Here is a 25,088-nt window from a genome sequence, read left to right on the forward strand (position 1 = left end):
GGCGGGGTCACCGACCGGAGTCCAGGATGACGAGCTCACCGGTCGTCCGGGTCATGGCGACGTAGCGGTCGACCCCCGCCTCGATCTCCTCCGCACGATCGAGCGGGATGCCGTCGCGACGAGGTGGACCGGGCTCCGCCAGAAGCACGAGGTCGAATTCGAGTCCTTTCGCCTCGACCGCGCTGAGCGATCGGACGCGCGGCGCTCCCGCGTAGGCGGGATCGCCGATGACGCACGCGGTTCCCTCCGCGTGATGCTCCAGCCACTCGCGGAGAATCCGGTCGCGGTCCAAGGCGGGTGCGTAGCGCACGGGGATGCCGTTGTCGCGGATCGAGGTCGGTACGTTGGCGTCCGGGAGGACCGCCCGGATCACCGGCGCCGCCTGCTCCATCACGGCGACCGGTGTCCGGTAGTTGACGGACAGCGTCGCCACCGTCGCACCGGGCACCCCGACAGCGGCGAGCCGCTCCGTCCAGCTCTCCGGAAAGCCGTGTCGCGCCTGCGCGCGATCGCCCACGACCGTCAGGCTCAGCGACGGAACGCGTCGGGTGATCATCGCCCACTCGGCCGGCGTCAGCTCCTGCGCCTCGTCCACGATGATGTGCGCGAACGGGCCTGCCAGCAGCTCGACGGATGTCGCGGCCGGTCCCGCATACGTGTCCAGCGCAGCGCGGAGATCTTGGCCGCGCAGCATGGACATCGTCTTGAGGTCCGAGTCGTCCGTCGCGATGAGGTCCTGGATGACATCGTCCATCACCTCCCGGTCGGCGGCCGCGCGCGCCTGCTCCGCCCGGCGGCGGCGGTCCCGCTCGGGGTCGCCCGCCCGCTGCCGGGCCGCGTCAAGCAGCGGGAGGTCGGAGAGCGTCCACGGGTGGGACGGCGCGCGCTGGAGCAGCGAAGCCTCGTCGGCGGTCAGCCACGGCGCGCAGCGCAGCACCTGCGCGGGTGAACTCCACAGCCTCCGCACGACCGCGCCCGGGTCGAGCAGCGGCCACACCGCGTCGAATGCCGCCCGCAGGTCGGTGTCCTGGATCAGCGCGCGACGGACCGCGTCGGCGTCGGGCCGCCGACCCCCGAGCCCGTAGGCGTCGAACTCCTCCTCGTCGTCGAAGCCCCAGCGCTGCGCGTCGTCGTCCCGGCCGGCGCCCGCATCGCCCCACCCTTCGTCACCCCACGCGCCCCGCGGCTCGCTCTCGCCCGGCCGCGCCGCCACGACGTCCACGAGGATGTCGAGCAGAGCCTCCCAGATCTCCGCCCGAGCGTCGTTGTGCGGAGCCGCGGGGTCTGCCGCGCCGAACGCCTCGTCCCATTCCCGCGGGCCGATACGGACCTCGCCCCACGGTGTGTCGAGCACCGTCGGACGCGACGGCGGCACTTCGGAGAGCCGGATGGCCGCCTCGACGGCGCCGGGCATCCGGCCGTCCGCCTTCAGGAGGGCGACGCGGCGGTCCGTCTCGGGGACCGCTTCTGCGCCCTCGGGCACGAGGTCGGCAAGCGTGCAGGTGCGCACGCCCTCCTCGCCGAGACCCGGCAGGATGTCCGCGACGTAGTCGGTGTAGGCGTGTGACGGTCCGACGAACAGCACGCCGCCACGCCCGCTCTGCAGGCGCGGGTCTGAGTAGAGAAGGTAGGCGGCGCGGTGCAGCGCGACCACCGTCTTCCCTGTGCCCGGACCGCCGTCCACCACGAGGGCGCCGTGCCCGTCCGCGCGGATGATCGCATCCTGGTCCGCCTGGATGGTGCCCAGAACGTCCCGCATCCGAGGAGTCCGGCTCGCGCCGAGGCTGGCAATGAAGGCGGACTGGTCGTCGAGCGCGGCAGGGGAGGGGACGCCCGCGTCGGTGAACGTCTCGTCCCAGTAGTCCGTCACCCGGCGGTCGGTCCACCGATAACGGCGCCGGGCGGTGACTCCCATGGGATGCGCGAGCGTGGCGCCGAAGAACGGCTCGGCCGCCGGGGTACGCCAGTCGACCAGGAGTCTGTCGCCGGCCGCGTCCGCCAGGCCGATGCGACCGATATAGACCGTTCCCGTGCCGGCGACGACCCGGCCGATGCACAGGTCGGCACCGAACCGGCGCAGTAGCCGTGCCCGCCGGTTCAGCCGCACGATCTCCACCTCGCGCTCGTAGGCCTCCTGCCCGTTCCCGCCGGGTGTCGCCAGCAGGACGGCGAGACGACGGTCGAGCTCGTCGCGCTCTGCGGCCAGGTGGGCCTCGATCCGGGCGAAGTGGCGGACATCGTCGTCGATCAGGGCGGGTTCGGCCTTGGCCGGATGCGCGTCGAGGGCGAACGGGGACGGGGAGACTCGAGTGATCGCGGTCATTCAGCGCAGCACCCGGTAGCGGATGTGGGTGGCGTGCGGAGTGTCGATGACTTTGACGATCTCGAGTTCGATCTCGCCGGGAAGCGCGTCGAAGAGACGATGCCCACCGCCGAGGAGCACCGGTATCTGGTGGATCTGGATCTCATCCAGCACGCCTGCCTCGAGCGCCTTCTGCGCCGTGTAGCCGCCCTGAACGTACACGTCGCGATCGCCGGCCGCGGCGACGGCCTGCTTCATCGCACTCGCGATGCCGTCGAGCACGTACGTCACGTTGGGGTAGCCCCAGCGCGCGGCAGGTCCGGGCGGCCGGTGGCTGGGGACGAAGATGGGTACCCCGTTGTGCACGTCGCCGCCCCAGTGGTCCATCAGTTCCGCGGTGCGGCGGCCGGTGACCACCGCGCCGATCTCATCCAGCTCTGCCGCCAGCGCTTTCGCCTCGCCGGTGAGCGCAGCCGGGTCTCCACCGGGCTCGTACCAGTCGTGAAGTCTGTTCCCATCGGCTCCGCCGAGGAAGTCGTCGGGCGTCGACACGTAGCCGTCGACCGAGACCGACATGTAGAGGACGGTGGACATCAGCTGCTCCTTCTCACTGTGTTCGGCGACACCCGGTAGGTGACGTGGATGACCGTGCTCGTCGCGCGCGCGGAGACCTGCTCCAGATCCAGCGGTGGCACGTCGTCGAACAGGCGCACCCCGGCGCCGAGGGTGAACGGGACGATGTGCAGTCGCAGCTCGTCGACCAGCCCCGCGGCGAGGTACTGGTTGATCGTGGTCGCACCGCCCTGGATCGAGATCTCGCCATCGCCCGCCGCCTCGCGCGCCTGGGCCAGCGCCGACTCGATTCCGTTGGTGACGAAGTAGTAGGTGGTGCCGCCCTCCATCGGCTGCGGCGTGCGCGGGTGATGAGTGAGCACGAAGACAGGACCGTGAAACGGAGGATTGTCGCCCCACCATCCCCTCCAGTCCCGGTCCCACCCGCCGCGCACCGGCCCGAACATGTTGCGGCCCATGATGTGTGCACGCGCGCCGGCCATCTGCTCGACCTCCGCCCGGTTCTCGTCGCCCTGGTCGAACATCCAGGCGTGGAGCCGGTCGCCCCAGCCGTCCCCGCCGTCCTCGCCGAACGGGCGCTCCTCGGTCTGGTTGATCCCGGCCGCGTAGCCGTCGGCGGTGATGGTCTGATTGACGACGACGGTGCTCATGACGCGCGCCTGCCTTCTTGGTGGGAATCGGTTGCGAAAGGGCATTCTGCCCGGCAGGGGGGCTCTTGTGGCAAGTACCCTGGCGTGATATATTCTGGAAATGCGAGGTGATATCCTCGCATTTTTTTGTGCCCAGACCGGTACAGTGACCGCATGACCGCGTCTGTGACCGTCACCCCGATCCGTGTCGCCAGCCTCCTGGTGGGGGAGGATGAACGGCTGCCGGTGTTCGTCCACCTCATCGATCACCCGGACGGCAGCATCCTCGTCGACACCGGGCTGACCGCCCTGGACCCTGCCGTCGCGGACATGGACCCGCAGCTGGAGCCCCTGAACGAGCAGTCGGACGTGGATCTCGGCAGCATCACCGCGATCGTCAACACCCACCTGCACTTCGACCACTGCGGCGGGAACCACCTCTTCGCGGGGCGCCCGATCTACGTGCAGCGGGCCGAACTCGAGGACGCGCGGACGCTGGACGACTACACGATCCGGGAGTGGGTGGATGCTCCGGGTGTCGACTACGTCCCGGTCGACGGCGAATTGGAGCTGCTGCCCGGCGTCCGACTCGTCCCGGCACCCGGGCACACCCGGGGATCGCAGATCGTGGTGGTGGATGCGGGGGAGCGGCCCATCGTCATCGCCGGCGACACGGCCGTGTGGGGCGCCCAGCTCGACGAGCCGGAGACCGAGGGCCAGCTCCTCATCCGCTCCCTGGACCCGCAGCAGGTCTGGCTGTCGCACGCCGACGAGCCGTGGACGCCGTAACGACCGCCTCGGCGTCCGGCGTGCGCAAGGACTGAACGGGCGCCGGCCCGCTCACGCGTCGGCGAGCTCGGTGGGCTCGACGACCGCGTCCACGAGGGCGCCGTTGCGCCACACGGTCAGCTCGAGCCGCCGGCCGATCGTGCTAGCGATCATGAGGCGCTGAAGGTCGGCAACCGAGTGGATGGGCGTCCGGTCGAGGGAGATCAGCACGTCGCCGGGCCGGACGCCCGCGAGGTCCGCGGGACTGTCGGGCACGACCGTCATGACCTGGATGCCGGTCCTCGCGCCCGCTTTCCGCGCGACGGCCTCCTGCAGCGTGATCTCGGCGCCCGCGATTCCGAGCCAGGCGCGACGCACGCGACCGTCGCGCATGAGCGTCTCCATGATCCGCCTGCTCGTGGCGTTGACGGGCACGGCGAGACCCAGGCCGGTTCCCGCGACGGCGGTGTTCACCCCGATCATGCGGGCGGAGCTGTCGGCGAGCGCGCCGCCGCTGTTCCCGGGGTTGAGGGCGGCATCGGTCTGGATGACCTCGTCGACCACCCGTCCGGCGCGGGTCGGCAACGAGCGGCCCAGCGCCGACACGATCCCGGCCGTGACACTTCCCGCTAGTCCGAACGGATTGCCGACCGCGACGACGAGCTGCCCGACCTGGAGCGCGGCGGCGTCGCCCAGCTCGACCGGGGGAGGCGTCGCTTCGTCGGCTTTCAGGATGGCGAGGTCGGAGAGCGGATCCCGGCCGACCACCTGCGCCCGCACCCGGGTGCCGTCTCCGAACGCCAGGTCGACGCTCGTCGTGCCCTCCACGACGTGCGCGCTGGTCAGGAGATGGCCCTCGGGCGAGACGACCGTCGCGCTTCCGAGGCCCACGCCTCGTGCGGTGCGCGCGGTCACGGCGGCGACCGCCGGGCTGACCGCGGCGGCGACGCGCACGACCACGGAGGAGTAGGCATCCAGGGCTTCGGCATCCGACATGAGACGAGTGTGCGCGTTCAGAGCCGACGCCGGGGGAGCGTTCGCCAGCGGCTTACCGATGCGGAGCGGGCGCCGGACCGGTCACGATCGGCCAGCCCCGCAGCGCGCATCCCGCGTTACCGTGAGCCATGGCATCCACAGATACCGACTTCAGCGATCTGCGCGCGCTCTTCATCAACACCACCCTCACCCGGTCTCCGGAGCGCAGTCACACGCAGTCGCTGGTGGATGCGAGCGCCTCGATCATGGCCGAGCAGGGGGTGCAGGTCGATCAGTTCCGATCGGTCGACCATCCGATCGCCACGGGCGTCTACCCGGACATGCGTGAGCACGGGTGGGAGGTGGACGCGTGGCCGGAGCTCTTCCCGCGGGTGCTCGCTGCGGACATCCTCTAATCGCGGGCCCGATCTGGCTGGGGGACAACAGCAGCGAGACGAAGAAGGTCATCGAGCGCCTCTATGCGCACTCGGGGGAGCTGAACGAGAAGGGCCAGTGGCTCTACTACGGCCGGACCGGCGGCTGCCTCATCACCGGCAACGAGGACGGCATCAAGCACTGCGCGTCCAACGTGCTGTACAGCCTGCAGCACATCGGCTTCGCGGTGCCGCCGCAGGCGGACGCGGGCTGGATCGGCGAGGCCGGCCCCGGCCCGAGCTACGGCGATGACCTGGGCGACGGCCGCCGCGTGGGATTCGACAACGAGTTCACCAACCGGAACACGACCTTCCTCACCTGGAACCTCCTCCACCTGGCCCGTCTCCTGAAGGACGCGGGCGGCTTCCCCGACTACGGCAACCAGCGGCGCGAGTGGGACGCGGGGACGCGGTTCGACTTCCCGAACCCGGAGTACCGGTCGTAGGACGACACGGGCCTCAGCGTCCCGCCCCGTGCGACCGCGGGGAATGGCAGACGCGCCGCCCGAGGGGTAGCGTCCGCCCTGACGCCTTCGGTATTCGGATGACGAGACGTCCCGATCCGCTAGGAGAGATGACATGGACCTGAAGCTCGGCGTACTGGCGCTGCTCGAGGCGAAGCCCGACAAGGCGGGGGAGTTGAGGGACTTTCTGATCGGCGGCAAGACGATCGTCGACCAGGAGCCCGGAACCCGCACCTGGTACGCCTTCCAGATCGACGACACGCACTTCGGCATCTTCGACACGTTCGCCGACGAGGATGCGCGTCAAGCGCACCTCAACGGAGAGATCCCGAAGGCACTCGGCGAGGTGGGCCCGGACCTGCTGGCGAAAGACCCGGAGTTGAACACCGTCGACCTGCTCGCCGTCAAGCACGAGAGCGGCGACTGAACGGAAGTCGCCGACCAGATCAGAACGTGAACCGCAGGACGCCCAGGTCGCTGCGTTCGGCGAGTCGCGGGAATGCGTTCATGATCCGGATCGCTCTCTGGACGCGCCGGGGCATCCGGTCGACGTAGGGGGAGCGGCTGAGCATCGTCCGCTCCGCCAGTTCCAACCGCGGATGCCAGCTCTCGGGTTCGCGCGGGTCGTCGAAGGCGGTGCCGTCGGCGGTGTCGATGTGGAGATCACGGATGGCCTTCACGCGTGGCATGAGCGAGCGCGCGAGTGTCGTGTAACCGTTCATGAGCAGTTCTCCGGCGGGCGCACGTTCGACCAGCCGGTGGACGAGCTGACGGGAGGCGTCGGGCGGGAGGAACGGGAAGAACCCGTCGGCCAGGATCGCGAAGGGGCGATCGGCCGGCAGCGCGGACATCCAGTCGGACGAGGTCGCATCCGTCTCGAGTTCGCTGTAGTCGGCGCGCACAGGGGGACGCTCCGGCAGCTGGCGGCGCAGGGCTAGGATGCCGGGGAGGTCGAGATCGAACCACCGCGAGCCGGCAGGGGGCTGCACGCGTTGTGCCCGGTCGTCGAGACCGGAGCCGAGATCGAGCACGACACCGTCGGGGTTCGCGGCCAGGAAAGCACGACATCCATCGTCGATGAGTCGGCCCCGGGCGGCAACGCTGGACGCCTCCTTCCGGGGCAGCCCCAGGTCCTCCCAGTCGACGGCCAACGTATCGACCACGACCTGGGACCACACGTCGCCGAGGATGGGGCTCTCGCTGGCGGCGTCACGCGCACGTCCGAGGATGGGCAGCAGCGCCGAGCGCTCGACCGGCGACAGATCAGGGGGCAGTGGCAGACGATTCACCGGGTCTTCTCCTCCCGCATCAGCGCCGCTGTAACGGCGTCCTTGACGAACTCCGGGCCCTCGCTGAGTACGGCCGTCACCAGCTCCAGGACGAGAGCGAGCTGTCGATCCGGGGACGGCCCTTCTCTGAGCCACCCGCGCTCGGCTCCCTGTCGGAACCATTCCGTGATCTGCTCTGCGGCGGGGTCGTCCGACTCCGGCCGTGCAGCGTGGAACGCGGCCCAACCCGCCGCGCGTTCCCACGCGAGGATTCGGGCAGCATCGGGATGGCCGAGCAAGAAGTCAGCGGTCGCGCGAACGAGCTCGCGGACCATCCCGACGAACTCGACACGATCGCCTGGTGCGGAACGATCCGCGGTGATTGCGGACCTCGTCGCCGCCGCATCCTGCGCCACCTGGGCGAGGACCGCGCGGTACAGGCCCTCCTTATCCCCGAACCGGTGGAAGAGCAGGGCGCGGTTGAGGCCGGACGACGCGCTGATCCGGTCGACGCGTGCCCCTTCGTAACCGTGCGCCGCGAACTCCTCGGTCGCAGCGGCGAGCAGCCGCGCGGTCGAGGCCGCGGCATCCCGTCGGCGAACCGTCGTCGAAGCATCCACTCGCGCCTCCTCTGCAAGTAACTAACCTGTTACTTATAACACATCCGGTGTCGCTCTCGCGCCCTGAGTGGGGGAGTTCACCCCTTCAGCAGATTCGAACATATGTTCTAATGGAGTCGTGACCCGCCCGAAGCCGATCCGCTACGACAGAGACACCTGGCTGGTGATGCGAGACGACGTCGTGGTGCCGAAGGCTGTGATCCGGCGCTACACGGACAAGGGCGGTCACGATCAGTACCTGCTGATCCGATGGGACTTGGATCCGTCGAAGAGGCGGCTCATGGCGGTGTGCCCGTCGCTCGAACGCGCCGACGACCTCGTGAGGTACGACAACAACGTCTCGCACGGCTACTGGGACGGCCCGCCCAACCCGCATCCGAGCGGATGAGCCGCGGGGGACCGTTCAGCAGGAGTTCGCTTGCCGCCCACGATTGGCCGGCCCTATCCTGCCGACCAAACGGAGAGCGATAGGAGAACGTCATGCCGTCCCCAACGATTGTCCTCGTCCACGGAGCGTTCGCTGACGCCGCCAGTTGGGCGCCCGTCACCCGCCTTCTGCTCGATCGGGGCCACACCGTCCTCGCGCCGCCCCTGTAACGTCTCGGTGAAGATCGACGCGTTCCCGCGCATCTTCGCCGCGGGCCTCGACCCGCGCGTCAGCGAGGTCCTCGCCGTCTCCCAGCGACCGCTGGCCGCGTCCGTGTTCGACGAGGAGGCTCCCGCGGCCGCATGGAAGACCAAGCCGGCGTGGGGGATCGTCTCGGCCGACGACCACACCATCAACCCGGACGTCGGACGCTTCGGCTACCAGCGCGCCGGCATCGCGGACGTCACCGAGCTGAAGGCCCCGCACCTGGTGATGCAGACCAACCCGCAAGACGTCGCGGACGTCATCGAACGTGCCGTGGCCGGCAGCGGCGGCGCACCGAGCTGACCCGCGCAGGAGCGGAATTGAGTGTGGTCGCCGGCCACCGACGCGCGTACGGTCTGGTGCCATGACAACGCTCATCGAAAGACTGGCTGACTCCGTGCCCACCTGGGGCGCCCGGCTCGCGTACGGCGAGAAGACAACGCTCGACGGCCACGACATCCTCCCGGTCGCGATCGTCGCGTTCGGTTTCGGGGGCGGCGAGGGGTCCGGCGAGGATGCGGACGGCGCCGAGCGAGGCGAGGGGAGCGGCGGAGGTGGCGGCGGCTACACGATACCGATCGGCGCCTACATCGGAGGACCCCACGGGCCGACCTTCCGTCCGAACCCGGTCGCCGTAATCATCGCTGCCGCTCCGCTGGTCTCAGCGGCCGGGTTGGCGCTGGCGCGGCTGATGCGGTCCAACTGAACCGCGATCCGCATCAAGACGGAGGACCCGATGGCCTACCTTGAACGACAGACTCCGCTGCCCGATTTCTCGACCGACGCCGTCCATTCGGACGAAGTGCCCGCGCAGGAGAATGTGGTCTCCACGGGCACCCTTCCCGACGTCGAACGAGTCCACGCACTCATCGAAACCGCCCACGAACGCTACCGCGGCCTGGATGACGGCAAGGTCGCCGACTACATCCCCTCGCTCGGTGAAGCGGACCCGGCCCTCTTCGGCATCAGCGTGTGCGGTGTCGGGGGCCAGACGACGAGCGTCGGTGACTCCAGCCACCCGTTCTCGATCCAGTCGATCTCCAAGGTGTTCGTGTTCGCGCTGGTGTGTCATGAACTGGGGCACTCGGAGGTGTCGCGCCGCGTCGGCGTCAACAACACGGGCCTCCCGTTCAACTCGGTCATGGCTCTCGAGCTGAGCGAGGGCGACCCCAGGAATCCACTCGTGAACGCGGGCGCGATCACGACGACGAGCCTGGCGCCCGGCTCGACGGCGGCAGAGAAGTGGGACTTCGTCCAACGGGGACTTTCCCGCTTCGCCGGGCGGCGGCTCGAGATCGACGACGAGGTCTACGCGTCCGAGTCGGCCACCAACCAGCGCAATATGGCGATCGCCCGGCTCCTCCAAAGTTATGGGCGGATGGAATTCGACCCGATTCAGGCGACCGACGTCTACACGAGACAGTGCTCACTCCTGGTGACCGCCGAGGACCTGGCGGTCATGGCCGCCACTCTTGCAAATGGAGGCGTCAATCCGATCACCCGGGAGAAGGTCATCGATGCATCCGTCTGCCGTGACACGCTCGCCGTGATGGCGACGAGCGGACTCTACGAGTTCTCGGGGGACTGGCTGTTCGAAGTCGGCATTCCCGCGAAGAGCGGTGTCTCGGGCGGTATCGTCACGGTCGCACCGGGCAAGGGCGGCCTCGGAACCTTCTCACCGCGCCTCGACCCCGCCGGCAACAGCGTGCGGGGGCAGCGGGCGGCCCGGTTCCTCTCTCACTCGCTCGGGCTCGACATTTTCGCTTCGGCACCGGGTGGGGCTTGATCCGCTTGATCGCGAACGGCTGGTCAAACGCAATCGCAAGTCCGGTCACGGCCGTATCGGCGGAGGGGCGACCTGCAGGAAACGGTCCACTAACTGGGTAGCGTCGTATCAAGCTTTCGGTTCTCGCACTCGTAGGCGATGGTGACGTAGCCGACCTGGCGTCCGTTGGGTTGCGTCCCCGACCGCCCGCATGACCATTGGCTACAGGACGCCCCAGAATGGGCCCGCAGCGCGACGGTATGGTTTCGCATATGTCTCAACCCATTCACGACGCAGTGTGGATCAACGGAAGCGTCGGCGCGGGCAAAACCACCACCGCTGACAAGCTCGGCGAGGAGCTCGAGAAGCGCGGCGTTCCAGGTGCAGTTATCGACGTCGACTGGCTACGTCGTGCCTGGCCCTCTCAACAACAAGACCCGTTCCAGTTCGAACTTGCCGTGGCCAACATCCGAGCCGTCGCCGCGCAATTTCATGCACGCGGCGCGAAGGTGATCGTGGCTGCCGGCGTGGTCGAGACGACTGAGCAGTTCAACCGTTGCGTGAGTGCTCTCGGCTCGAAGCGCCCACTAATGGTGCGGCTGGTTCTGGATGCTGATGTGGCCCTGGCCCGTCTGCAGTTTCGGCACGGCGAGAACACAAACGAATTCGAGTGGCATGAAAGGCGGCATCCCGAACTAGCCGCGATTCTCGAACACGTCCAGTTCACGGACGAATTGGTTATCGACAGCACCAGCCTTGCCCCCGCGGATCTCGCCGTTCTGATCGCGGACCGACTCACCAACTGATTGTGCCGTGACAGGCAGCACGAACTGGCGGCCGCCGCTCGTCGCCGCGCATGACCGCCCCTCGAGTCGTCGCAGCCCTCCGCAAGCACCGGCGCTGACCGCTCAGGGGGAGCCGTGGGCTAGCAGCGTATTCGCCATCCATTAGGAACAGGCCGACTTCGAATTGACATAATGTGCATTATCAGCGATGCGATTCACGCGGGTTTCATGTGATCCGCCTGCTCGCTCAGGCCTGTTCTGCGAAGACCTCAGTCGCGATGCCGTAGCCTTCGAAGGCACGGGCGACGCCGGCGTAGGCGGCGATCTGGATGAAGACCTCCACGATCTGCTCCTTGGTCGCTCCGCTGTTGAGCGCAATGCGCAGTTGCCCGCGGAGCGGTTCGAGGACGCCCAGGGACGCCGCGATGGTCACCGACACGAGCGCGCGGGTGTGCGTGTCGAGGTGGTCGGTGCGGGGCCAGGCGTCTCCGAACGCCTGGATGGTGGCGATCCGTTTGAAGTCCTCAGCATTCTCCGGCTCGGTCGGGGCGGTCTCGAGGAAGCGCTCGAGCCGGAAGCCGAGGAGCTTCTCGGCTTCGTTGAGCGCGGTCGTGTAATCGCGATCGATTGACTCTGACATTGATATCTCCTTGCGTTCGGGGTTTGGGATGTAGCGCCCGACTCATGAAGTTAATGAAACACCATTGCGCTAAATAATGCAACCGCGTTGCACTATGCGGGCTGCCTGGGTGGCCCGGCGCCCGCGCTCCAGCCTCCGGGTCGCCGGAGGAGTTGTCGGCGGTGCGCGCCGGCGACACATCGGTGGTCGCAAAGGTTGATCGGTTGGCTCGGTCGCTTCAGGATGTTGATATGGCTGACGTGTTGGTGCTACATGGCTCTCCGGGGTCAGGAAAGAGCACGCTCGCGCGGGCGCTCGCCCTATCCCTCGGGGCGGCCGACATGCCCTGGGGCGTCATTGACGTCGACGAGCTGAGCCTCGTGCACCCCTACCCGGGCCGGTGGTTCCCGCGGGAAAACCTTCGATCGATCTGGCCCAACTACGTCGCCGCCGTCCCCGACATCAAGTTGATAATCCCGATGGTGTTCGACGACGAAGAGGAAGTCGAGCTCATCCGGACGGCACTGCCCGGCTCGAGGTTGATCATCTGCGAGACCACCGCGCCCATCGAAATCCTGAAGGCACGGGTGACCGATCGAGAACCGACAGAGGAGCTGGCCGCGGCGCTGCGCATGTGGGTGGACGCCTACCACAAGCGCTCGGACCATGAACGGATCCGGCACTTCCAGGTGCTCACCCATCCGGCGACCGTGGAGGAGTCCGTTCAGGAGATCCTCCACCTAGCGGGCTGGTCGGCGCAGACTGCGAACGCCTGATCGGACGCTCGTGCTACTCCCCTTCTCACCGACACCCGCTCCTGCCCGTTGGCAAACAGGAGTCGACTCTTCACCGAGCTGAAATCATGAGCATGTACACCGTCGACGATGCGAGCGAGCCTGCATTTCTCCGGCTCCGCGTGTCCGTACGCTGACGACATGTCAAGTGGAGTGGCAGACGCCTACACGCGTCGGTCGGCGGAGTACATCGATCTGTTCGGTTCGATGACAGCAGTGCACCACGCCGACCTCCATCTGGTGTCCACGTGGGCCGACGGGATCTCCGGTCCTGTGATCGACGCGGGGTGTGGACCGGGGCAATGGACGAACCACCTCGTCTCCCGCGGCAATGATGCGCGCGGCGTGGACCTGGTTCCCGCGTTCATATCGCGGGGACGTCGAGAGTATCCCGGGGTCCGGTTCGATGTCGGCCGGCTCGACGACTTGGACGCCGAGTCTTCCTCCGTAGCCGGAGTGCTCTCCTGGTACTCGCTGATCCACTGCGAACCGCACGACATCCAGATGCCACTGCGAGAGTTCAGCCGTGTCCTGCGGCCCGGTGGTGGGCTCCTGGTCGGATTCTTCACCTGGCCCACCTTGGAGAGGTTCCCGCACGCCGTGATCGACGCATATCGCTGGCCGGTGACCCGACTCGCCTCGGAGGTGGAGGCCGCAGGGTTCGAAATCGTTGAGACGTATGAGCGGGTAGAGGCGGGCGCTCGCCCGCAAGGAGCGATCCTCGCCCGGCGGCTGCCGGATTTGAAGCAATAGTTCCCGCCTGACGTGCGGAGCGCGTGCCGGTGGAGTGCCCTGCCCACCGCTCACTAGTATCAACACATGATCCACGGGGGGATGAAGGCGGCCACGGTCGCGATCGGCGCTGCGACCGTGCTCGCACTGGTCTCGGGATGCACGCTGCTGAACGCTCCGGCGCACCCGGCGGCGACGACATCGACGGCGAGTCCCGACCCGGATCCGGTGCCGATCGCGCAGCAGCTCCCGAACCTGCTGGTAGCCGGCCAGACCATCGGCACCGGCCAGCTCAGGGTGATCGAGCACGAGCCGATCCCCGGTACGGTCACCGACCATCCCCTGACCGGCGCGGTGCGCATCGTGGTCGGCGAGGACCGCGTCCTCGAGGTGCACATCGCGCCGGACGACCCCTCCACGGTGAACCTCGGAGACATCATGCTGACCATGACCGGGAAGCGGCACGACGGCAAACCCGAGAACATCCAGGACGAGAACTACTACGGCCTCGTGGCCGGCCCGTCGAGCACCGCCGGCGACCTCGTCATGAGGATGCCGCTCGACTCCCCTGCCGCCGGCGACCCGACCTTCCTGCACTCGCTGGAGGAGTCACCGCCCGGCGACGCGCGGGTGTTCGCCGTCGCGACCATCGACTGGACGCTGCCCCCGGCCTACCCGAACCTCGCGCCGGTGGACCACGGCTCAGTGGCGAACGCCCGCGGCCGGACCGTCCTCGATGGCGAAACCCTCGCCTACTACGTGCCCGGCCAGGGCGACACGATCTACCAGGTGTCCCGCCGCTTCGGCCTCACCGAGGCGCAGCTGGTGTGGCTCAACCCGGAGCTGCTGATCGGTTCGCCGCAGCCCTATCTGAAGTACGGGATCGGCGTCAACCTGGATCCCGGTCGGCGCTGAGCCCTTCGGCTCGCACGCAGAAGCGTCGTGTCGGGCATCGGCGTCAGACGGAGCGATCCTGCGCACGAGACCACCCGGTCAAGCCAACGATCTCGCGGGCGATCTGGTTGACCGTCCGTCCATCAGTGTCCACGCGATGGATGGCGGGTTCGGCCTCTGCAGCAAGCTTTCGTGCAGCAGCAGCGCTGCGCTGCACGTGTTCCTCGAAAGCAGAACCGATTTCGCGCAGTGCGAGTCGGGATCGCGTCGCCTCGTCGCTCGCAGTCAGCAGCACGCCCACGCTCCGGACCGTGCCTCCGAGTGCGGCGATCAGCGGCTTAATTTGCAGGATGCTGACAGTGTTCGTGTAGATGAGCCGCCGGTACCCCGCGTCGCGGTAGTTCTTCCACATCGCCGCCAGGTTCTGCTCGGCCAGGTCGACGCCTCCGCGCCAGGGCTCCGGGTATGCCTGATCGAGGTTGTCGCCCTCGATCAGTGCGTGCTGGACCTTTGCGGACGCAAGCAGGTGAGACGCCTCGGCCGCGACGGTCGATTTCCCCACGCCAGCCCGGCCGCCGATGAAAAGCACTTCGGTGGGCGCGTCAGCATTCACACCTCAAGCGTGGCACACGCCCCGTAACACGGCACATCCGGGCATGGCGGCCCGATACGGTCGATTGACTGAGCGGATGGAGGGCCCCGTTGGCGCGTGCATTCATGACCGATCCGGGATTACTGGCTTCTCTTGAGGGCCAGCAATACCTCGTGCTGAGGCCAACCGGTCCCGTGGGTGAGTTCTACCGGGCCGAGCAAACGTCGTTGAAGTCGCGGCTGCCGGAGGCGATTGCTCATCCACATACAGGACACGTGACGCTGCGCGGATTCTCTGAGCCGACGCGCGTCCACGAGCTGAAGGACACGATTACGGCATGGGCAAGACAGCAAGCGCCGATCGAGGTCCGCGTCGAGGCTGTCGATGGATTTCCGACGCCGTTCCGGATCCTGATCGCGCGGCTCCACCGAACCGCGTCACTGGTCGACGCGTACGGGAGCCCCACTTCGGTGTTGAACGCCACTGACCTCCAGCGCATTGGTGAGCTCCCACTCGACCAGTGGACTTTCCATATGTCACTCGCATACTGCAACGCGTTGAGCAGTGACGACTGGCAGGAGACATACGCGAATAACTCGCGAGAAGTCGTCGAGCGTCCGAGCGAACTGCTCACCGAGGCGGAATTCGTCTGGTACCAGAACGGCTCCGAGCACACCGAAAGGATCGCTCTGGGATCGCGGCCGACAGGCCTCCACCGCCCGACGTAAGCCCTCCAGACACACGCCCCAAGGAACCAGGATGATGGCGGTATGCCCGTAGATCGTTCCCGCATCCGCGTCAAGGCGATGCTCGTCGCGCTGAGTGCTGACGGCTCACGCCACCTCGTCAGCAGCAATCCGCCCACGAGCGAGAATCCGCTCGGATACCACCGGCTCGTCGGCGGTGGGGTCGACCTCGGCGAGACGCACCGTGCGGCGATCGTCCGCGAGGTGGACGAAGAACTCGGCGCCGCGATCCTCGGTCTGACGTATCTCGGCATGATCGAGAACATCTTCCGCTTCAACGGTGAACTCGGCCACGAGATCGTCGCCTTGTACGCAGGCATCCTGGATCCCGAACCGGCAGCCGAAGGCGGAACTCTCACGGAGTCGGACGGCTCAGTGGCCCCGGTCGTATGGCGACCGGTCGACGACGCAGACGTGGATGTGCCGCTCTATCCGCGCGAGGCGAACGAATGGATTCGTGACGCCGTCGCACGGTCGGGCGATCTCCTTCGCCTCACCAGCTCATCGCCCTGCCAGTGCAGAAGGTAGAGGTCGAGTTGGTCGGTGCCCAGCCCGCTCAGACTCGCGCGGGATGACTCCCCTATCCGTCGGCGCCTCGACCCCGGCCGGTAGCACCTTGCGTTCACTGCAGGAGCTCGCCGAGCCGGTCGAGCTGCTGACTCCAGCCGGGCTCCAGCCCTGCGAGCATCGGCGCCGCGGCGGCGTCGGCACCCTCCGCCGCTATGCGCACGCGTAGGGCGACGCTCTCGTCCGAGGGCTCGAGCGTGGCGTCCACGACGACCTCGAAGAACGGCCGCCCGGTGGCGTCGAGCGGCGACAGGTCGAAGACGATCCGGCGCCCCGGCTCGACAAACCGGACGACTCCGGCCGACGTGTACTCCGTTCCGTCGCCCTCCCGCAGCACAAGTTCGACCGCCGCGCCGACCTCGGCCGCGACGGAGCAGCGGACGACGTCGAAATGCCGCGGAGCCCACCAGCGCGCAGCCTGGGCAGGGTCCGTCCAGGCCCGCCACACCGCCTCAGGCGATGCCAGGAGGGTGCGCTCGAACAGGATGTCCACTGCCGTCCCGGCGGCGCGCACGGCGTCGGCATACTGCTGCAGCACTTCGTCGTCCTCTGTGGAGGAAGCCAGGCCGCTCAGCCAGTCGGCCAGTTCCCGCACGGCGTCGCGGTCGACCCGCGCCAGGCGGCGGCGGCCGATCCGCTCGACCGTGATGATGCCCGCCGCTTCGAGCAGCTGCAGATGCTTGGTGGTCTGCGGCTGCAGTGCGCCGACCGCGGCGGCCACCTCCCCCACCGTGCGCGGGCCCGAGGCGAGCAGGCTCAGGATGCGGAACCTGGTCGGCTCCCCCATCGCCACGAGCGCCTTCTGAACGTCCATTCGACTCCCTCTTGACACATTCGTCACAACGAATATATTGTCTGGCCTGTAAAGCCGCAATCCACGTCAGAGAGGACAGCACCATGAAGACCATCGAGCGCACCATCGCTGCGTCACCCGAGACCGTATGGCAGCTCTGGACCACGGCCGACGGCATCTCCCGCTGGTGGGCGCCAGACGGCTTCCGCACGGAGGTCGACCGCATCGACCTCCGCCCGGATGGAGAGCTTGTCTACACGATGACCGCGGTGGACCCGGCGCAGGTCGCCTTCCTCGAGCAGAACGGGTTGCCGCTCAGCACACAGGCGCGGAAGGTGTTCACCGAACTCCGTGAGCCCAGCCGGATCGCCTACCGATCCGTGATCGACTTCGTGCCCGACCACGAGCCCTACGAGCAGCTCACGGTCGTGGACCTCGAGCCGGCAGGCGAGGGCACGCGCGTGGTCATGCAGGTCGAGGAGCTGCACGACGACGTCTGGACCGAGCGGCTGCTCGCCGGACGCGCCAACGAGCTGGACAACTTGGAGCAGCTCGTCTCTGCGCGGTGAATCCGTCTGCCGCGCATCTGCTGCCGCGCCTAGCCCTCTGCCGAGGGCGCCGCGTGCCGTCCGCGCGGGCGTGACGCGCCGGCGCCCAGGCGTCCGTCATGCAGTTCCAGCACCCGGTCGGCGCGCGCCATCAGCAGCGGATCGTGCGTCGTCACCACGGCGGCGATCCCCTGGCCGTGCACGAGGTCGACCAGCAGGTCCATGATCGCGCGCCCGGTCATGCTGTCCAGCTGACCGGTCGGCTCGTCGGCGAACAGGATGCGCGGCTCCCCCGCCAACGCGCGCGCGATTCCGACGCGCTGCTGCTGGCCGCCGGAGAGCTCGGTCGGCCGCTGCCGCGCATGGCCGGACAGTCCGACGCTGTCGAGCAGCGCATCCACCCGGGCATCCCGCTCGGCCGGGGCGACGCCGAGCAGGCGGAGGGGCAGCTCGACGTTCTCGGCCGCCGAGAGCACGGGCACCAGCCCGAACGACTGGAAGACGAAACCGGTGCTGCCTCGCCGCAGCTCGACCAGCTGAGCCTCGGACGCGGTGGAGAGGTCGACGCCGTCGAGGACCACTCGCCCGCCGCTCGCGCGGTCCAGACCGCTGAGCACGTTCAGGAGAGTCGTCTTGCCCGACCCCGACGGACCCTTCACCACGACGAGCTCGCCCGGACGGACGGTCAGGCTCGCTTCCGCGAGCGCGGTCACCCGGCCCGCCGCGGTGTCGAAGGTACGGGATACGCCCTCCGCCATGAGCAGCGGGACGTCCGTCCGGTCGGACGTCCCGTCCGCGCGGGTCTCCGCGATCGTCACGGGCGCTCCTCCTCGTCTGCGACGTGCGGCCAGACGCCCACGTGGTCCTGCTCCAGCGCCAGGCGGACGCGGTCGCGCATCCCGAGGGTGCTGAGGTACTCCTGCGGGAGCTGCAGCCGCCCCACCCGGTCGAGCACTGCGAACTCCTCGGCGACCGTGTGCTCGTGGCCCTCCTCGTTGACGCCCGTGCGCCGGAGCACCTCGGTCGCCGTGCGGCCGTCGCGGATCTGGACGGTGCGCGCCACGTGCTCCGAGACGGTGGGGTCGTGCGTGACGATGAGCGTGGTGACGCCGAGCTCGCGGTTCACCCCGCGCATCGCCTCCAGCACCTCGGCGCTGGTCGCCTCATCCAGCTCGCCCGTCGGCTCGTCGGCGAGCAGCACGCGCGGCTCGTTGGCCAGAGCGACCGCGATCGCCACACGCTGCTGCTCGCCTCCCGACATCTCCGTGGGGCGACGGTCGGCGCAGTGCCCGACCTCGAGCAGCTCCAGAAGCTCGGTCGCGCGCCGGTCGCGGTCGCCGGTGCCGGCGACGGACATCGCGAGGGCCAGGTTCTCACGCGCGGTCAGATAGCCGAGGAGGTTGCGGGAGGTCTGCTGCCAGACGAAACCGACCGTGCGGCGCCGGTAGTCGACGCGCTCGCGACTGCGCAGCGCCAGGAGGTCGCGCCCGGCCACGGTGACCGTGCCGGCCGTCGGCTTGTCGAGGCCGGAGAGGATGCCGAGCAGCGTCGACTTACCGGAGCCGGACGCCCCGACGATGGCGACCAGACCGCCGCTCTCGACACGCAGGGTGAGCCCCTGCAGCGCCTGCACCTCGATGCCGTCGGCCGTGAAGATGCGAACCAGGTCGGTGCAGTCGATGGCTGCGTCGGCGGGGGCGGTCACGGTGGTCATTCTCCTCCTCCGTTCCTCAGCACGGCCGCCGCCGTATGGCGGCGTGCCGTCGCGAGGGCGACGAACGTCGCCAGGGTGGCGACGACGACGAAGCCGGCCAGCACAGCGGCGACGAGCTGCGGGTCCTGGACGACCGGCGGCTGGACGGGGCTGCCGGTGAAACCGCGCAGGTCCAGCGGTTCCAGGACGAGCGCGGGCAGCACCAGCCCGACGACCGCGCCGGCGAGGATGCCGACCACCAGCACGGGCCCCAGCTCCCAGGCGAGCACTCCGGCGGTCTGGCGCGAGCTGTACCCGATGGTCCGCAGGGTCGCGACGAGACGTACCCGCGCCGACGTGTTGATGACCAGGGTCAGCAGCAGCGCCGCCACGCAGAGCAGGACCGTCAGCGCGATCGACAGCGCAGCCACCAGCTCCGTGCCCGCGACCAAGGGGGACGACCGCAGGGCGTCGCGTTCGGCGATCGCATCTCCGACCACCGCTCCCCTGCCGCCGATGCGGGAGAGCTCGGCGTGGACGCGCGCCGCATCCGCCCCCGGTGCGAGCTTCACGAGCACGGTCTGCGGGCGTCCCGAGATATCGCTCGACGCGGGCAGCGCCGTGGCGTCCAGGTAGACCCATTCCGCATCCCGCACGTACACGCCGGGGACGAAGTCGAGCTCCTTGACGCCGAGGTGCACGTTGGTGCCGCCGGTGACCACGAGCGCGCTGGTGATCGGGATCTGGCTGGACCAGCCGCCGAGCGCGGCGGCGGTGCGCCCGCGGATGCCGCCCGTCAGTGCGGTGGAGAGCCGCGCTTCCGGCGGAAGGTCGGCCTGCACCGCGTCGAGCTTCCTCGGGTCCACGAGGTACCCGGAGACGTCGGAAGACACTCCCCCCGCGGTCAGGCGCAGCCCGCCGGCCCACTCCACCGTCGCCGTGCGCTGCACGCCCGGGAGGTCGCCGACCGCGTCGAGCTGCCGCTGACTGAGGGTGGATGCGGCAGTGAGCGACAGGTCGGCGCCCACCCGGATCCGCGCACCCTCCCCCACTCCGGCTGTCGCCGTCGCCAGCATGCTCACCGAGAAGAGCGCGATGCTCACTCCGGCGACGAGCGTGAACACCGGCCAGAGAAGTCCTGACCGCGACCGGCGTGCCGTCGAGGCGCCGAGGAACGCCACCGGGCCGCGACCGCGCCGGAAGCCGGCCGCGATCCACCCGATCGGGTACCGGGTCAGCCGGACCACCACCACGCAGGCGGCAAGCGCCACGAGGACCGGGGTGGCCGCGGTGAGCGGGTCGACCTCGAGGCCCGCGGCCGGCGAGGCGAGACCGCGCCGGGTGAGCAGCACGACGCTCAGGGCGGCCAAGCCGATGACCACAGTCTCGGCGACCCACGTCCAGCGACCCCGACCGCGCTCTCCTGCCATGGGAGACAGCGGCCCGGCCGCCACCACCAGAGCGATCGAGGGCAGGACGGCGCAGAACACGGCAAGGGCGACCGGCAGCGCAAAGGGAACACCGCCTGGCGTCAGAGCCACGGCGGCCAGGAGTCCGAGCGCCGCGGCGGGGACGGCGACGAGCAGCCCCTGCACCCCGAGCTCGGTGCGGAGACGGACCGGGGATGCGCCGCGCGCGGACATCAGCGCGAGTGCGGGCCGACGCCGGTCCAGCACAAGGCGGGCGCCCTGCGCGAGAACGGTCAACGCGACCACGAGAGGGCCGCTGATGAGGATCGCGAACAAGGTCTGCGCGGGCTGTGCGCGGGCCACGAACTCGTCGAGCGGCCCCTGCACCGCCGTGGCGATGGCGAGCGGAACGGTCGCGTCGCCCGCCGTCACCGACAGCGGTGTGGCCAGGAAACCCCCCAGAGCGCTCCGCACGGCCGGAAGCGCTTCGGCGGTGAACCGCTGCGGCTCCACGGGGAACCAGACCGACGCGAAGGTCGCGCCGAGGCGCGGCGCGAGCACCGACCAGGTTCCGGGATCGACCCACGCGACCCCTCCGAACTCCTTGCCGGAGTCGCCGCCATCGACGAAGTGACCGCGAGACCGGCTGACGTCGAGATCCCAGAAGTCGGCCTTGGGATCGTCGGGTGCGACCGTTCCGCTCAGACGGAACGAGAGGTCCTGCCCGGGCCCCGCCGAGGACCGCCGGACCTCGCCGACGTGCCAGTCGAGCAAGCGCGCGGCATCCACCGTCAGCACCACCGGGATGGGTGCTCCCGTCGTTCCCCCGGCAGACATGGGCCAGCTGCCCTCGACGAGGTGCGCGGTCTTCCGCAGGTCACGGTAGGCCTCGACGGTGACCGTGTAGCGGCTGTTGCTCTCCGCGCCCACCGGAGCCGAGGTCGGGAGCTCGTCGCTCCGCGCCGCGCTGTCGCCCGGTGCCGTCGCGGCGCGAAGAGTCGGTGCCATCCGGTCACGCACCTTCTCTGCGATCCCCGGCAGCGCGTCCCACAGCCGGGCCGGGTCGACGGCAGGCCCGTTCGACACCACCCCGGTGCGGATCGCCGTGGTGAGGTCGCGGCCGCCTGCTCCCGCCTGCTGGAGCTCGTGACGGAGTTCCCCACCGAGGATCTCGCTGCTCACGCGCGGCCAGGCGGCCAGGGCGGTCGCGGTCACCAGAGTGACGACGCCGAGCAGGGCGAGGCCGCCGCCGAAGGCCCGGAGCGAGCGCAGGAACAGCCGGAGGTCCGAGAGGGAACGCGCGCTCACCGTGTCTCCTCCCGGTAGGCCGTGTCGTGAGCTTGACGCCGCACAGACCGCCCGTACGCCCAGACGGCGACGGCGAGGGCGGCGACCAGCGCGAGGACGCCGATCCCCATGCCGAGCGGATCCACCCGGCCCTGCACGGACAGCGTCGACGGCGCCGTCACGACCGAGAGCCGCGCGAGCGTGTTGCCGACGAGCAGCACGACGACCACGCCGCCGGCCAGGCCGAACAAAGCTGCTGCCGCGGAGACGCCGATCACCTCGGCCCGTCGCGTCCACGCCTGCTGCTTCGCCGACAGGCCGACCGCACGCAGCACGACGACCTCGCCACGGCGGCGGCGCAGCGCCGAGGAGATCGAGGCGGCCACCGCGGCGACGGCCAGCAGCGCGCAGCCGGCCGCGCCCAGCCAGGTGCTCAGCACGGCGCCGCTGAGGAAGCGCGACACGAAACCGCCCTCGGCGGTGGTGACGACCGCGTCGCGTCCGACGACGCCCGCGACGGCGCGCTCCACCGCTGCCGGGTCGTCTCCGGTGGCCCAGATCGAGGTCGCGCGCGATACCGACGGCGTCGTGCGGAGCAGCTGCGCGGTCACCGCGGAGTAGTCGGCGAGGACGGCGCGCTCCGCGGTCGTCCCGGGCAGCGCCGGGACGATGCGCGCCACGGTCGCGGTCAGTCCCCCGACCGAGCTGTTCACGTCGATCTGCTGCCCCACCCGAAGGGAGTCGTCGGCGGCGAGAGCCGTCGTGACGGCGACGCGCAGCGTCGGCTCGGCGTCCGGCACGAAACGCGCGGTCGCCTTTCCGTCCAGCAGTGCGGCGGTTGCGCGCCCGGCCCCCGCAGCACGGAACGGCGTGTCGGAGTCGAACGCGGCTCGCCCAAGCGACCAGTCTCCCGCGGGCTTCGAGGCGACGGGCAGTCCTGTCACCGCGACCGTCACGTCGGTCGCGCCGGCGGCCTCGGCTGTGACGTCGACGGCGACGAGACGTCGGCCGACATCCTTGGGCAGAGCGATGAGCACGTCACCGGATGTCGCCGGTCGCGCGATGATCGGGACGGCCTCACCGGCGCTCGTCGCCATCCACACCGTCACCTCCGTCGGCGCCGCGACGCCGGCTGCCGCGGTGTCCCCCGAGACGGCCGTCACCCGCAACGCCACCGACGTCGTATCGGCCGGAAGATCGGCACCGGGCAGTCCCGCCCCGCCGGCGAGGGATGCGGCAAGGCCACCGGTGTCGAGCAGGTATCCGCCCACGGGAACCAGCGCAGGAAGGCGGCTGGTGTCCGTGACGACCAGGGAGGCGTCCGTGTCGCCGATGGTGGCGTCGTCGACGATGGCGGGCGCCGCGGTGATGCCGGTCTCCCGGATGCGATCCGCGCCCGACAGATCGCCGCCGTCGTTGGGGCTGCCGCCGACGCCGAGGTCGGCCCGCACCTCTCCCCCGGTCGTGAGCAGGGTGGAGTCGCGCAGAAAGCCCGAGAAAGTGCCCGCGTATCCCGCCGCGAACGTCAGCACACCCACCGTGAGGACGATGAGGGCGACCGGGCCGGAGAACAGCGCGATCCCGCGGCCCACCTGGCGGGCGGGGAGCACCCCCGCGACGCCGCGTCCACGGCCGGCGAGCCGTTCGACGGCTCCCGCGGCCGGACCGAAGAGCGACAGCCCGAGCAGCGCGATCGCGCAGAGAACCGCCGCCGGGGCAACGACACCGGCCGGATCGATCCCGCCCCCGCCTCCCGAGGCGGTCGAGGAGCTGAACACCACGAACCGCCACAGAGCCACCGCCGCGGCGACGAGCGCCAGCACCGCGAGACCCGCTGAGACGGCCGTCCGGCCGCGACCCGCCTCGACGGCCCCCGGAGCGTCGGTGAGGGAACGCGCCGACAGCACGGCCGTCAGTGTGGCGGTGGCCACCGCGGCGGCGAGTGCGGCGAGCGGCGGGAGCAGCACATCCATCGCTCCGGGAAGACCGGCGGTGGGGCCGCCGGTGAGCGACCAGAGGACGAGCTGCGCGGCAGCGGTGCCGACGATCACCGCGACCAGAGCGACCGCGCCGGACTCCAATGCCGCAGCGCGGGCGAGCCGCGGAAGCGTCACCCCGCGCGATCGGAGCAGGCGGGTCTCGACCAGGCGCGCGTCGGCGAGCAAGCGGCCGAGCAGGGCGAGCGCGATCACCGCGCACACCGCGAGCACGCTCAGCGGGATGGGGATGACGGCGCGCAGTGCGACGACCGAACGCTCCATCGCCGTCGTCGTCGCGAGCGCCTGACCGCTCGACGAGAACGGGCTGGCGGCCGCGGTCGGGTCCTCGCTCAGAGCGTCCGCGACGCCGGCGAGACCGTTGTGGAGCCGCGGGAGCTGCGCCGCGGTGATGCGGGCCGGGTCCGGGGTCAGCACCCACTGCACCGAGGTGCCGTCGCCTGCTTCGTTCGCCACGGCATTCGAGACGATCGCTCGACCGTCGGTCCCCGCGGCGCCGCTCGCGAGTCCGAGCCACGCTGGCGACGCCGGGGCGACCGGACGCCAGATGCCCACCACCGTGACGGTGACAGGGCCGTCCGGCTCGGAGAGGACGACCGTGTCTCCCAGAGCGAGGCGGTGCCTACGTGCGAAGCCGGCGTCGAGCGCCGTCTCACCCGCGGCCGGGGTCGAGGTGGATTCGGGCCAGCGTCCCGAGGTCAGCCGCACCCGCTCATGCAGCGCATCCGTCGCCACCAGGAGCGTCGAGCTGCCGCCGCCGGCCACGGGGACGGTCGGCACGAACCTGGTCTGCGCGATCTGCAGAGGCACACCGCGGAACTGCCGCGCCACCACGGACCGGACCGCCGCATCCTGAACCCGCGGGTCGGAGCCCTGCGACGCCTGCAGCGCGAGCGACGTCGCCGCTGCCGGCTCGTTCTCCAGCGTGGCCCGCACCGCGGTATCGGGAGAGCGAAGCGCCAATCCGGTCATCACGGATGCGAGGAACGCGATCACCACGACCACGAGCCCGGTGGACACGAGCGTCCCGCGCTGCGCCTGGCTCCGCAGCAGCCAGAACGGGCGGACTCGACCGAGCCGCCCGTCGTCTGCACGCATTTTCTAAACGTAGCGCGAGAGCACCCCGCGTCCCTGCACCGCGCACCGGCCCCGTCGTGTGTCCGGGGGCCGCGTCAGAAAGTCAGCGCGCGGGGCGGCACCCGC

Annotated in this window: 26 protein-coding genes and 1 pseudogene; 14 read left to right on the top strand and 13 right to left on the bottom strand. The window is 69.7% G+C overall.

Features of this window, described 5'->3' with window-relative positions:
* Window positions 1–7: 7 nt before the first annotated feature.
* The 3 genes from J2W45_RS04385 to J2W45_RS04395 are packed head-to-tail and all read right to left on the bottom strand — an operon-like array spanning window position 8 to window position 3,525.
* Entirely contained in the window at window positions 8–2,323 is a 2,316-nt protein-coding gene (locus J2W45_RS04385; RefSeq protein ID WP_310129325.1) for a HelD family protein, read from the bottom strand.
* On the bottom strand, window positions 2,324–2,896 hold the full coding sequence (locus J2W45_RS04390) for a dihydrofolate reductase family protein (protein WP_310129327.1): 573 nt from the start codon (window positions 2,894–2,896) through the stop codon (window positions 2,324–2,326).
* A complete protein-coding gene (locus tag J2W45_RS04395) occupies window positions 2,896–3,525 on the bottom strand; it encodes a dihydrofolate reductase family protein (RefSeq protein WP_310129329.1) in 630 nt (209 codons plus the stop codon). The genes J2W45_RS04390 and J2W45_RS04395 overlap by 1 nt, the downstream gene beginning before the upstream one ends.
* A 153-nt stretch (window positions 3,526–3,678) precedes the next feature.
* Between J2W45_RS04395 and J2W45_RS04400 the strand changes: the two genes are divergently transcribed.
* Window positions 3,679–4,293, top strand: coding sequence for an MBL fold metallo-hydrolase (locus tag J2W45_RS04400; protein WP_310129331.1), 615 nt, complete (start codon window positions 3,679–3,681; stop codon window positions 4,291–4,293).
* Between the two features lie 51 nt (window positions 4,294–4,344).
* On the opposite strand, the gene J2W45_RS04405 is transcribed toward J2W45_RS04400, so the two are convergent.
* Window positions 4,345–5,268, bottom strand: a complete 924-nt coding sequence (locus J2W45_RS04405) for a S1C family serine protease (protein ID WP_310129333.1) — start codon at window positions 5,266–5,268, stop codon at window positions 4,345–4,347.
* Window positions 5,269–5,396: 128 nt separating this feature from the next.
* Between J2W45_RS04405 and J2W45_RS04410 the strand changes: the two are divergent.
* Window positions 5,397–6,127, top strand: a pseudogene (locus J2W45_RS04410) (flavodoxin family protein).
* Window positions 6,128–6,260: 133 nt separating this feature from the next.
* The gene (locus tag J2W45_RS04415; RefSeq protein WP_310129334.1) at window positions 6,261–6,572 is read left to right on the top strand and encodes a putative quinol monooxygenase; all 312 of its coding nucleotides are present in this window, start codon (window positions 6,261–6,263) and stop codon (window positions 6,570–6,572) included.
* A gap of 19 nt (window positions 6,573–6,591) precedes the next feature.
* Here the strand turns inward: J2W45_RS04415 and J2W45_RS04420 are convergent, their stop codons facing one another.
* Both J2W45_RS04420 and J2W45_RS04425 read right to left on the bottom strand, forming a co-directional pair.
* A complete protein-coding gene (locus J2W45_RS04420; protein ID WP_310129336.1) occupies window positions 6,592–7,434 on the bottom strand; it encodes a class I SAM-dependent methyltransferase in 843 nt (280 codons plus the stop codon).
* Window positions 7,431–8,033: a TetR/AcrR family transcriptional regulator gene (locus J2W45_RS04425; protein ID WP_310129338.1), complete on the bottom strand. Its 603-nt coding sequence runs from the start codon at window positions 8,031–8,033 to the stop codon at window positions 7,431–7,433. Before J2W45_RS04425 ends, J2W45_RS04420 begins: the two co-directional genes overlap by 4 nt.
* Window positions 8,034–8,151: 118 nt before the next feature.
* Here J2W45_RS04425 and J2W45_RS04430 point away from each other — a divergent pair, with 118 nt between their 5' ends.
* From J2W45_RS04430 to J2W45_RS04450, 5 genes are all read left to right on the top strand, one after another.
* Window positions 8,152–8,421 carry a hypothetical protein gene (locus J2W45_RS04430; protein ID WP_310129340.1) on the top strand — a complete coding sequence of 90 codons (270 nt, stop codon included), beginning with the start codon at window positions 8,152–8,154 and terminating at the stop codon, window positions 8,419–8,421.
* Window positions 8,422–8,637: 216 nt separating this feature from the next.
* Window positions 8,638–8,967, top strand: a complete 330-nt coding sequence (locus tag J2W45_RS04435) for an alpha/beta fold hydrolase (protein WP_310129341.1) — start codon at window positions 8,638–8,640, stop codon at window positions 8,965–8,967.
* 61 nt (window positions 8,968–9,028) lie between these two features.
* Entirely contained in the window at window positions 9,029–9,370 is a 342-nt protein-coding gene (locus tag J2W45_RS04440; protein ID WP_310129343.1) for a hypothetical protein, read from the top strand.
* Window positions 9,371–9,400: 30 nt separating this feature from the next.
* Entirely contained in the window at window positions 9,401–10,450 is a 1,050-nt protein-coding gene (gene glsA / locus J2W45_RS04445) for a glutaminase A (protein ID WP_310129344.1), read from the top strand.
* 251 nt (window positions 10,451–10,701) lie between these two features.
* Window positions 10,702–11,235 (top strand): AAA family ATPase, encoded by a 534-nt coding sequence (locus J2W45_RS04450; protein WP_310129345.1) that lies wholly within the window; start codon window positions 10,702–10,704, stop codon window positions 11,233–11,235.
* A 226-nt stretch (window positions 11,236–11,461) separates the two neighbouring features.
* Here the strand turns inward: J2W45_RS04450 and J2W45_RS04455 are convergent, their stop codons facing one another.
* Window positions 11,462–11,854, bottom strand: coding sequence for a carboxymuconolactone decarboxylase family protein (locus J2W45_RS04455; protein WP_310129348.1), 393 nt, complete (start codon window positions 11,852–11,854; stop codon window positions 11,462–11,464).
* 230 nt (window positions 11,855–12,084) lie between these two features.
* Here J2W45_RS04455 and J2W45_RS04460 point away from each other — a divergent pair, with 230 nt between their 5' ends.
* From J2W45_RS04460 to J2W45_RS04470, 3 genes are all read left to right on the top strand, one after another.
* The gene (locus tag J2W45_RS04460) at window positions 12,085–12,609 is read left to right on the top strand and encodes a P-loop nucleotide/nucleoside kinase family protein (protein WP_310129349.1); all 525 of its coding nucleotides are present in this window, start codon (window positions 12,085–12,087) and stop codon (window positions 12,607–12,609) included.
* A gap of 159 nt (window positions 12,610–12,768) precedes the next feature.
* Window positions 12,769–13,380 carry a class I SAM-dependent methyltransferase gene (locus J2W45_RS04465; RefSeq protein WP_310129352.1) on the top strand — a complete coding sequence of 204 codons (612 nt, stop codon included), beginning with the start codon at window positions 12,769–12,771 and terminating at the stop codon, window positions 13,378–13,380.
* Between the two features lie 66 nt (window positions 13,381–13,446).
* Window positions 13,447–14,274 (top strand): LysM peptidoglycan-binding domain-containing protein, encoded by an 828-nt coding sequence (locus J2W45_RS04470; RefSeq protein WP_310129355.1) that lies wholly within the window; start codon window positions 13,447–13,449, stop codon window positions 14,272–14,274.
* Between the two features lie 43 nt (window positions 14,275–14,317).
* Here the strand turns inward: J2W45_RS04470 and J2W45_RS04475 are convergent, their stop codons facing one another.
* Window positions 14,318–14,866: an adenylyl-sulfate kinase gene (locus tag J2W45_RS04475; protein ID WP_310129356.1), complete on the bottom strand. Its 549-nt coding sequence runs from the start codon at window positions 14,864–14,866 to the stop codon at window positions 14,318–14,320.
* A gap of 104 nt (window positions 14,867–14,970) precedes the next feature.
* Between J2W45_RS04475 and J2W45_RS04480 the strand changes: the two genes are divergently transcribed.
* Both J2W45_RS04480 and J2W45_RS04485 read left to right on the top strand, forming a co-directional pair.
* Window positions 14,971–15,573: a 2'-5' RNA ligase family protein gene (locus J2W45_RS04480; protein WP_310129357.1), complete on the top strand. Its 603-nt coding sequence runs from the start codon at window positions 14,971–14,973 to the stop codon at window positions 15,571–15,573.
* A gap of 78 nt (window positions 15,574–15,651) precedes the next feature.
* A complete protein-coding gene (locus tag J2W45_RS04485) occupies window positions 15,652–16,119 on the top strand; it encodes an NUDIX domain-containing protein (RefSeq protein ID WP_310129358.1) in 468 nt (155 codons plus the stop codon).
* 94 nt (window positions 16,120–16,213) lie between these two features.
* On the opposite strand, the gene J2W45_RS04490 is transcribed toward J2W45_RS04485, so the two are convergent.
* Entirely contained in the window at window positions 16,214–16,972 is a 759-nt protein-coding gene (locus tag J2W45_RS04490) for a metalloregulator ArsR/SmtB family transcription factor (RefSeq protein WP_310129360.1), read from the bottom strand.
* Between the two features lie 83 nt (window positions 16,973–17,055).
* Between J2W45_RS04490 and J2W45_RS04495 the strand changes: the two genes are divergently transcribed.
* The gene (locus J2W45_RS04495; protein WP_310129362.1) at window positions 17,056–17,520 is read left to right on the top strand and encodes an SRPBCC family protein; all 465 of its coding nucleotides are present in this window, start codon (window positions 17,056–17,058) and stop codon (window positions 17,518–17,520) included.
* Between the two features lie 29 nt (window positions 17,521–17,549).
* Here the strand turns inward: J2W45_RS04495 and J2W45_RS04500 are convergent, their stop codons facing one another.
* The 4 genes from J2W45_RS04500 to J2W45_RS04515 are packed head-to-tail and all read right to left on the bottom strand — an operon-like array spanning window position 17,550 to window position 24,983.
* Window positions 17,550–18,317, bottom strand: a complete 768-nt coding sequence (locus tag J2W45_RS04500; protein ID WP_396427060.1) for an ABC transporter ATP-binding protein — start codon at window positions 18,315–18,317, stop codon at window positions 17,550–17,552.
* Window positions 18,314–19,213: an ABC transporter ATP-binding protein gene (locus J2W45_RS04505; protein WP_310129363.1), complete on the bottom strand. Its 900-nt coding sequence runs from the start codon at window positions 19,211–19,213 to the stop codon at window positions 18,314–18,316. The genes J2W45_RS04500 and J2W45_RS04505 overlap by 4 nt, the downstream gene beginning before the upstream one ends.
* On the bottom strand, window positions 19,210–21,909 hold the full coding sequence (locus tag J2W45_RS04510) for an ABC transporter permease (RefSeq protein ID WP_310129365.1): 2,700 nt from the start codon (window positions 21,907–21,909) through the stop codon (window positions 19,210–19,212). Before J2W45_RS04510 ends, J2W45_RS04505 begins: the two co-directional genes overlap by 4 nt.
* Window positions 21,906–24,983 carry an FtsX-like permease family protein gene (locus J2W45_RS04515; protein ID WP_310129366.1) on the bottom strand — a complete coding sequence of 1,026 codons (3,078 nt, stop codon included), beginning with the start codon at window positions 24,981–24,983 and terminating at the stop codon, window positions 21,906–21,908. The genes J2W45_RS04510 and J2W45_RS04515 overlap by 4 nt, the downstream gene beginning before the upstream one ends.
* Window positions 24,984–25,088: the final 105 nt, after the last annotated feature.

The organism is Leifsonia shinshuensis, assembly GCF_031456835.1.
Classification (GTDB): Bacteria; Actinomycetota; Actinomycetes; order Actinomycetales; family Microbacteriaceae; genus Leifsonia; species Leifsonia shinshuensis_C.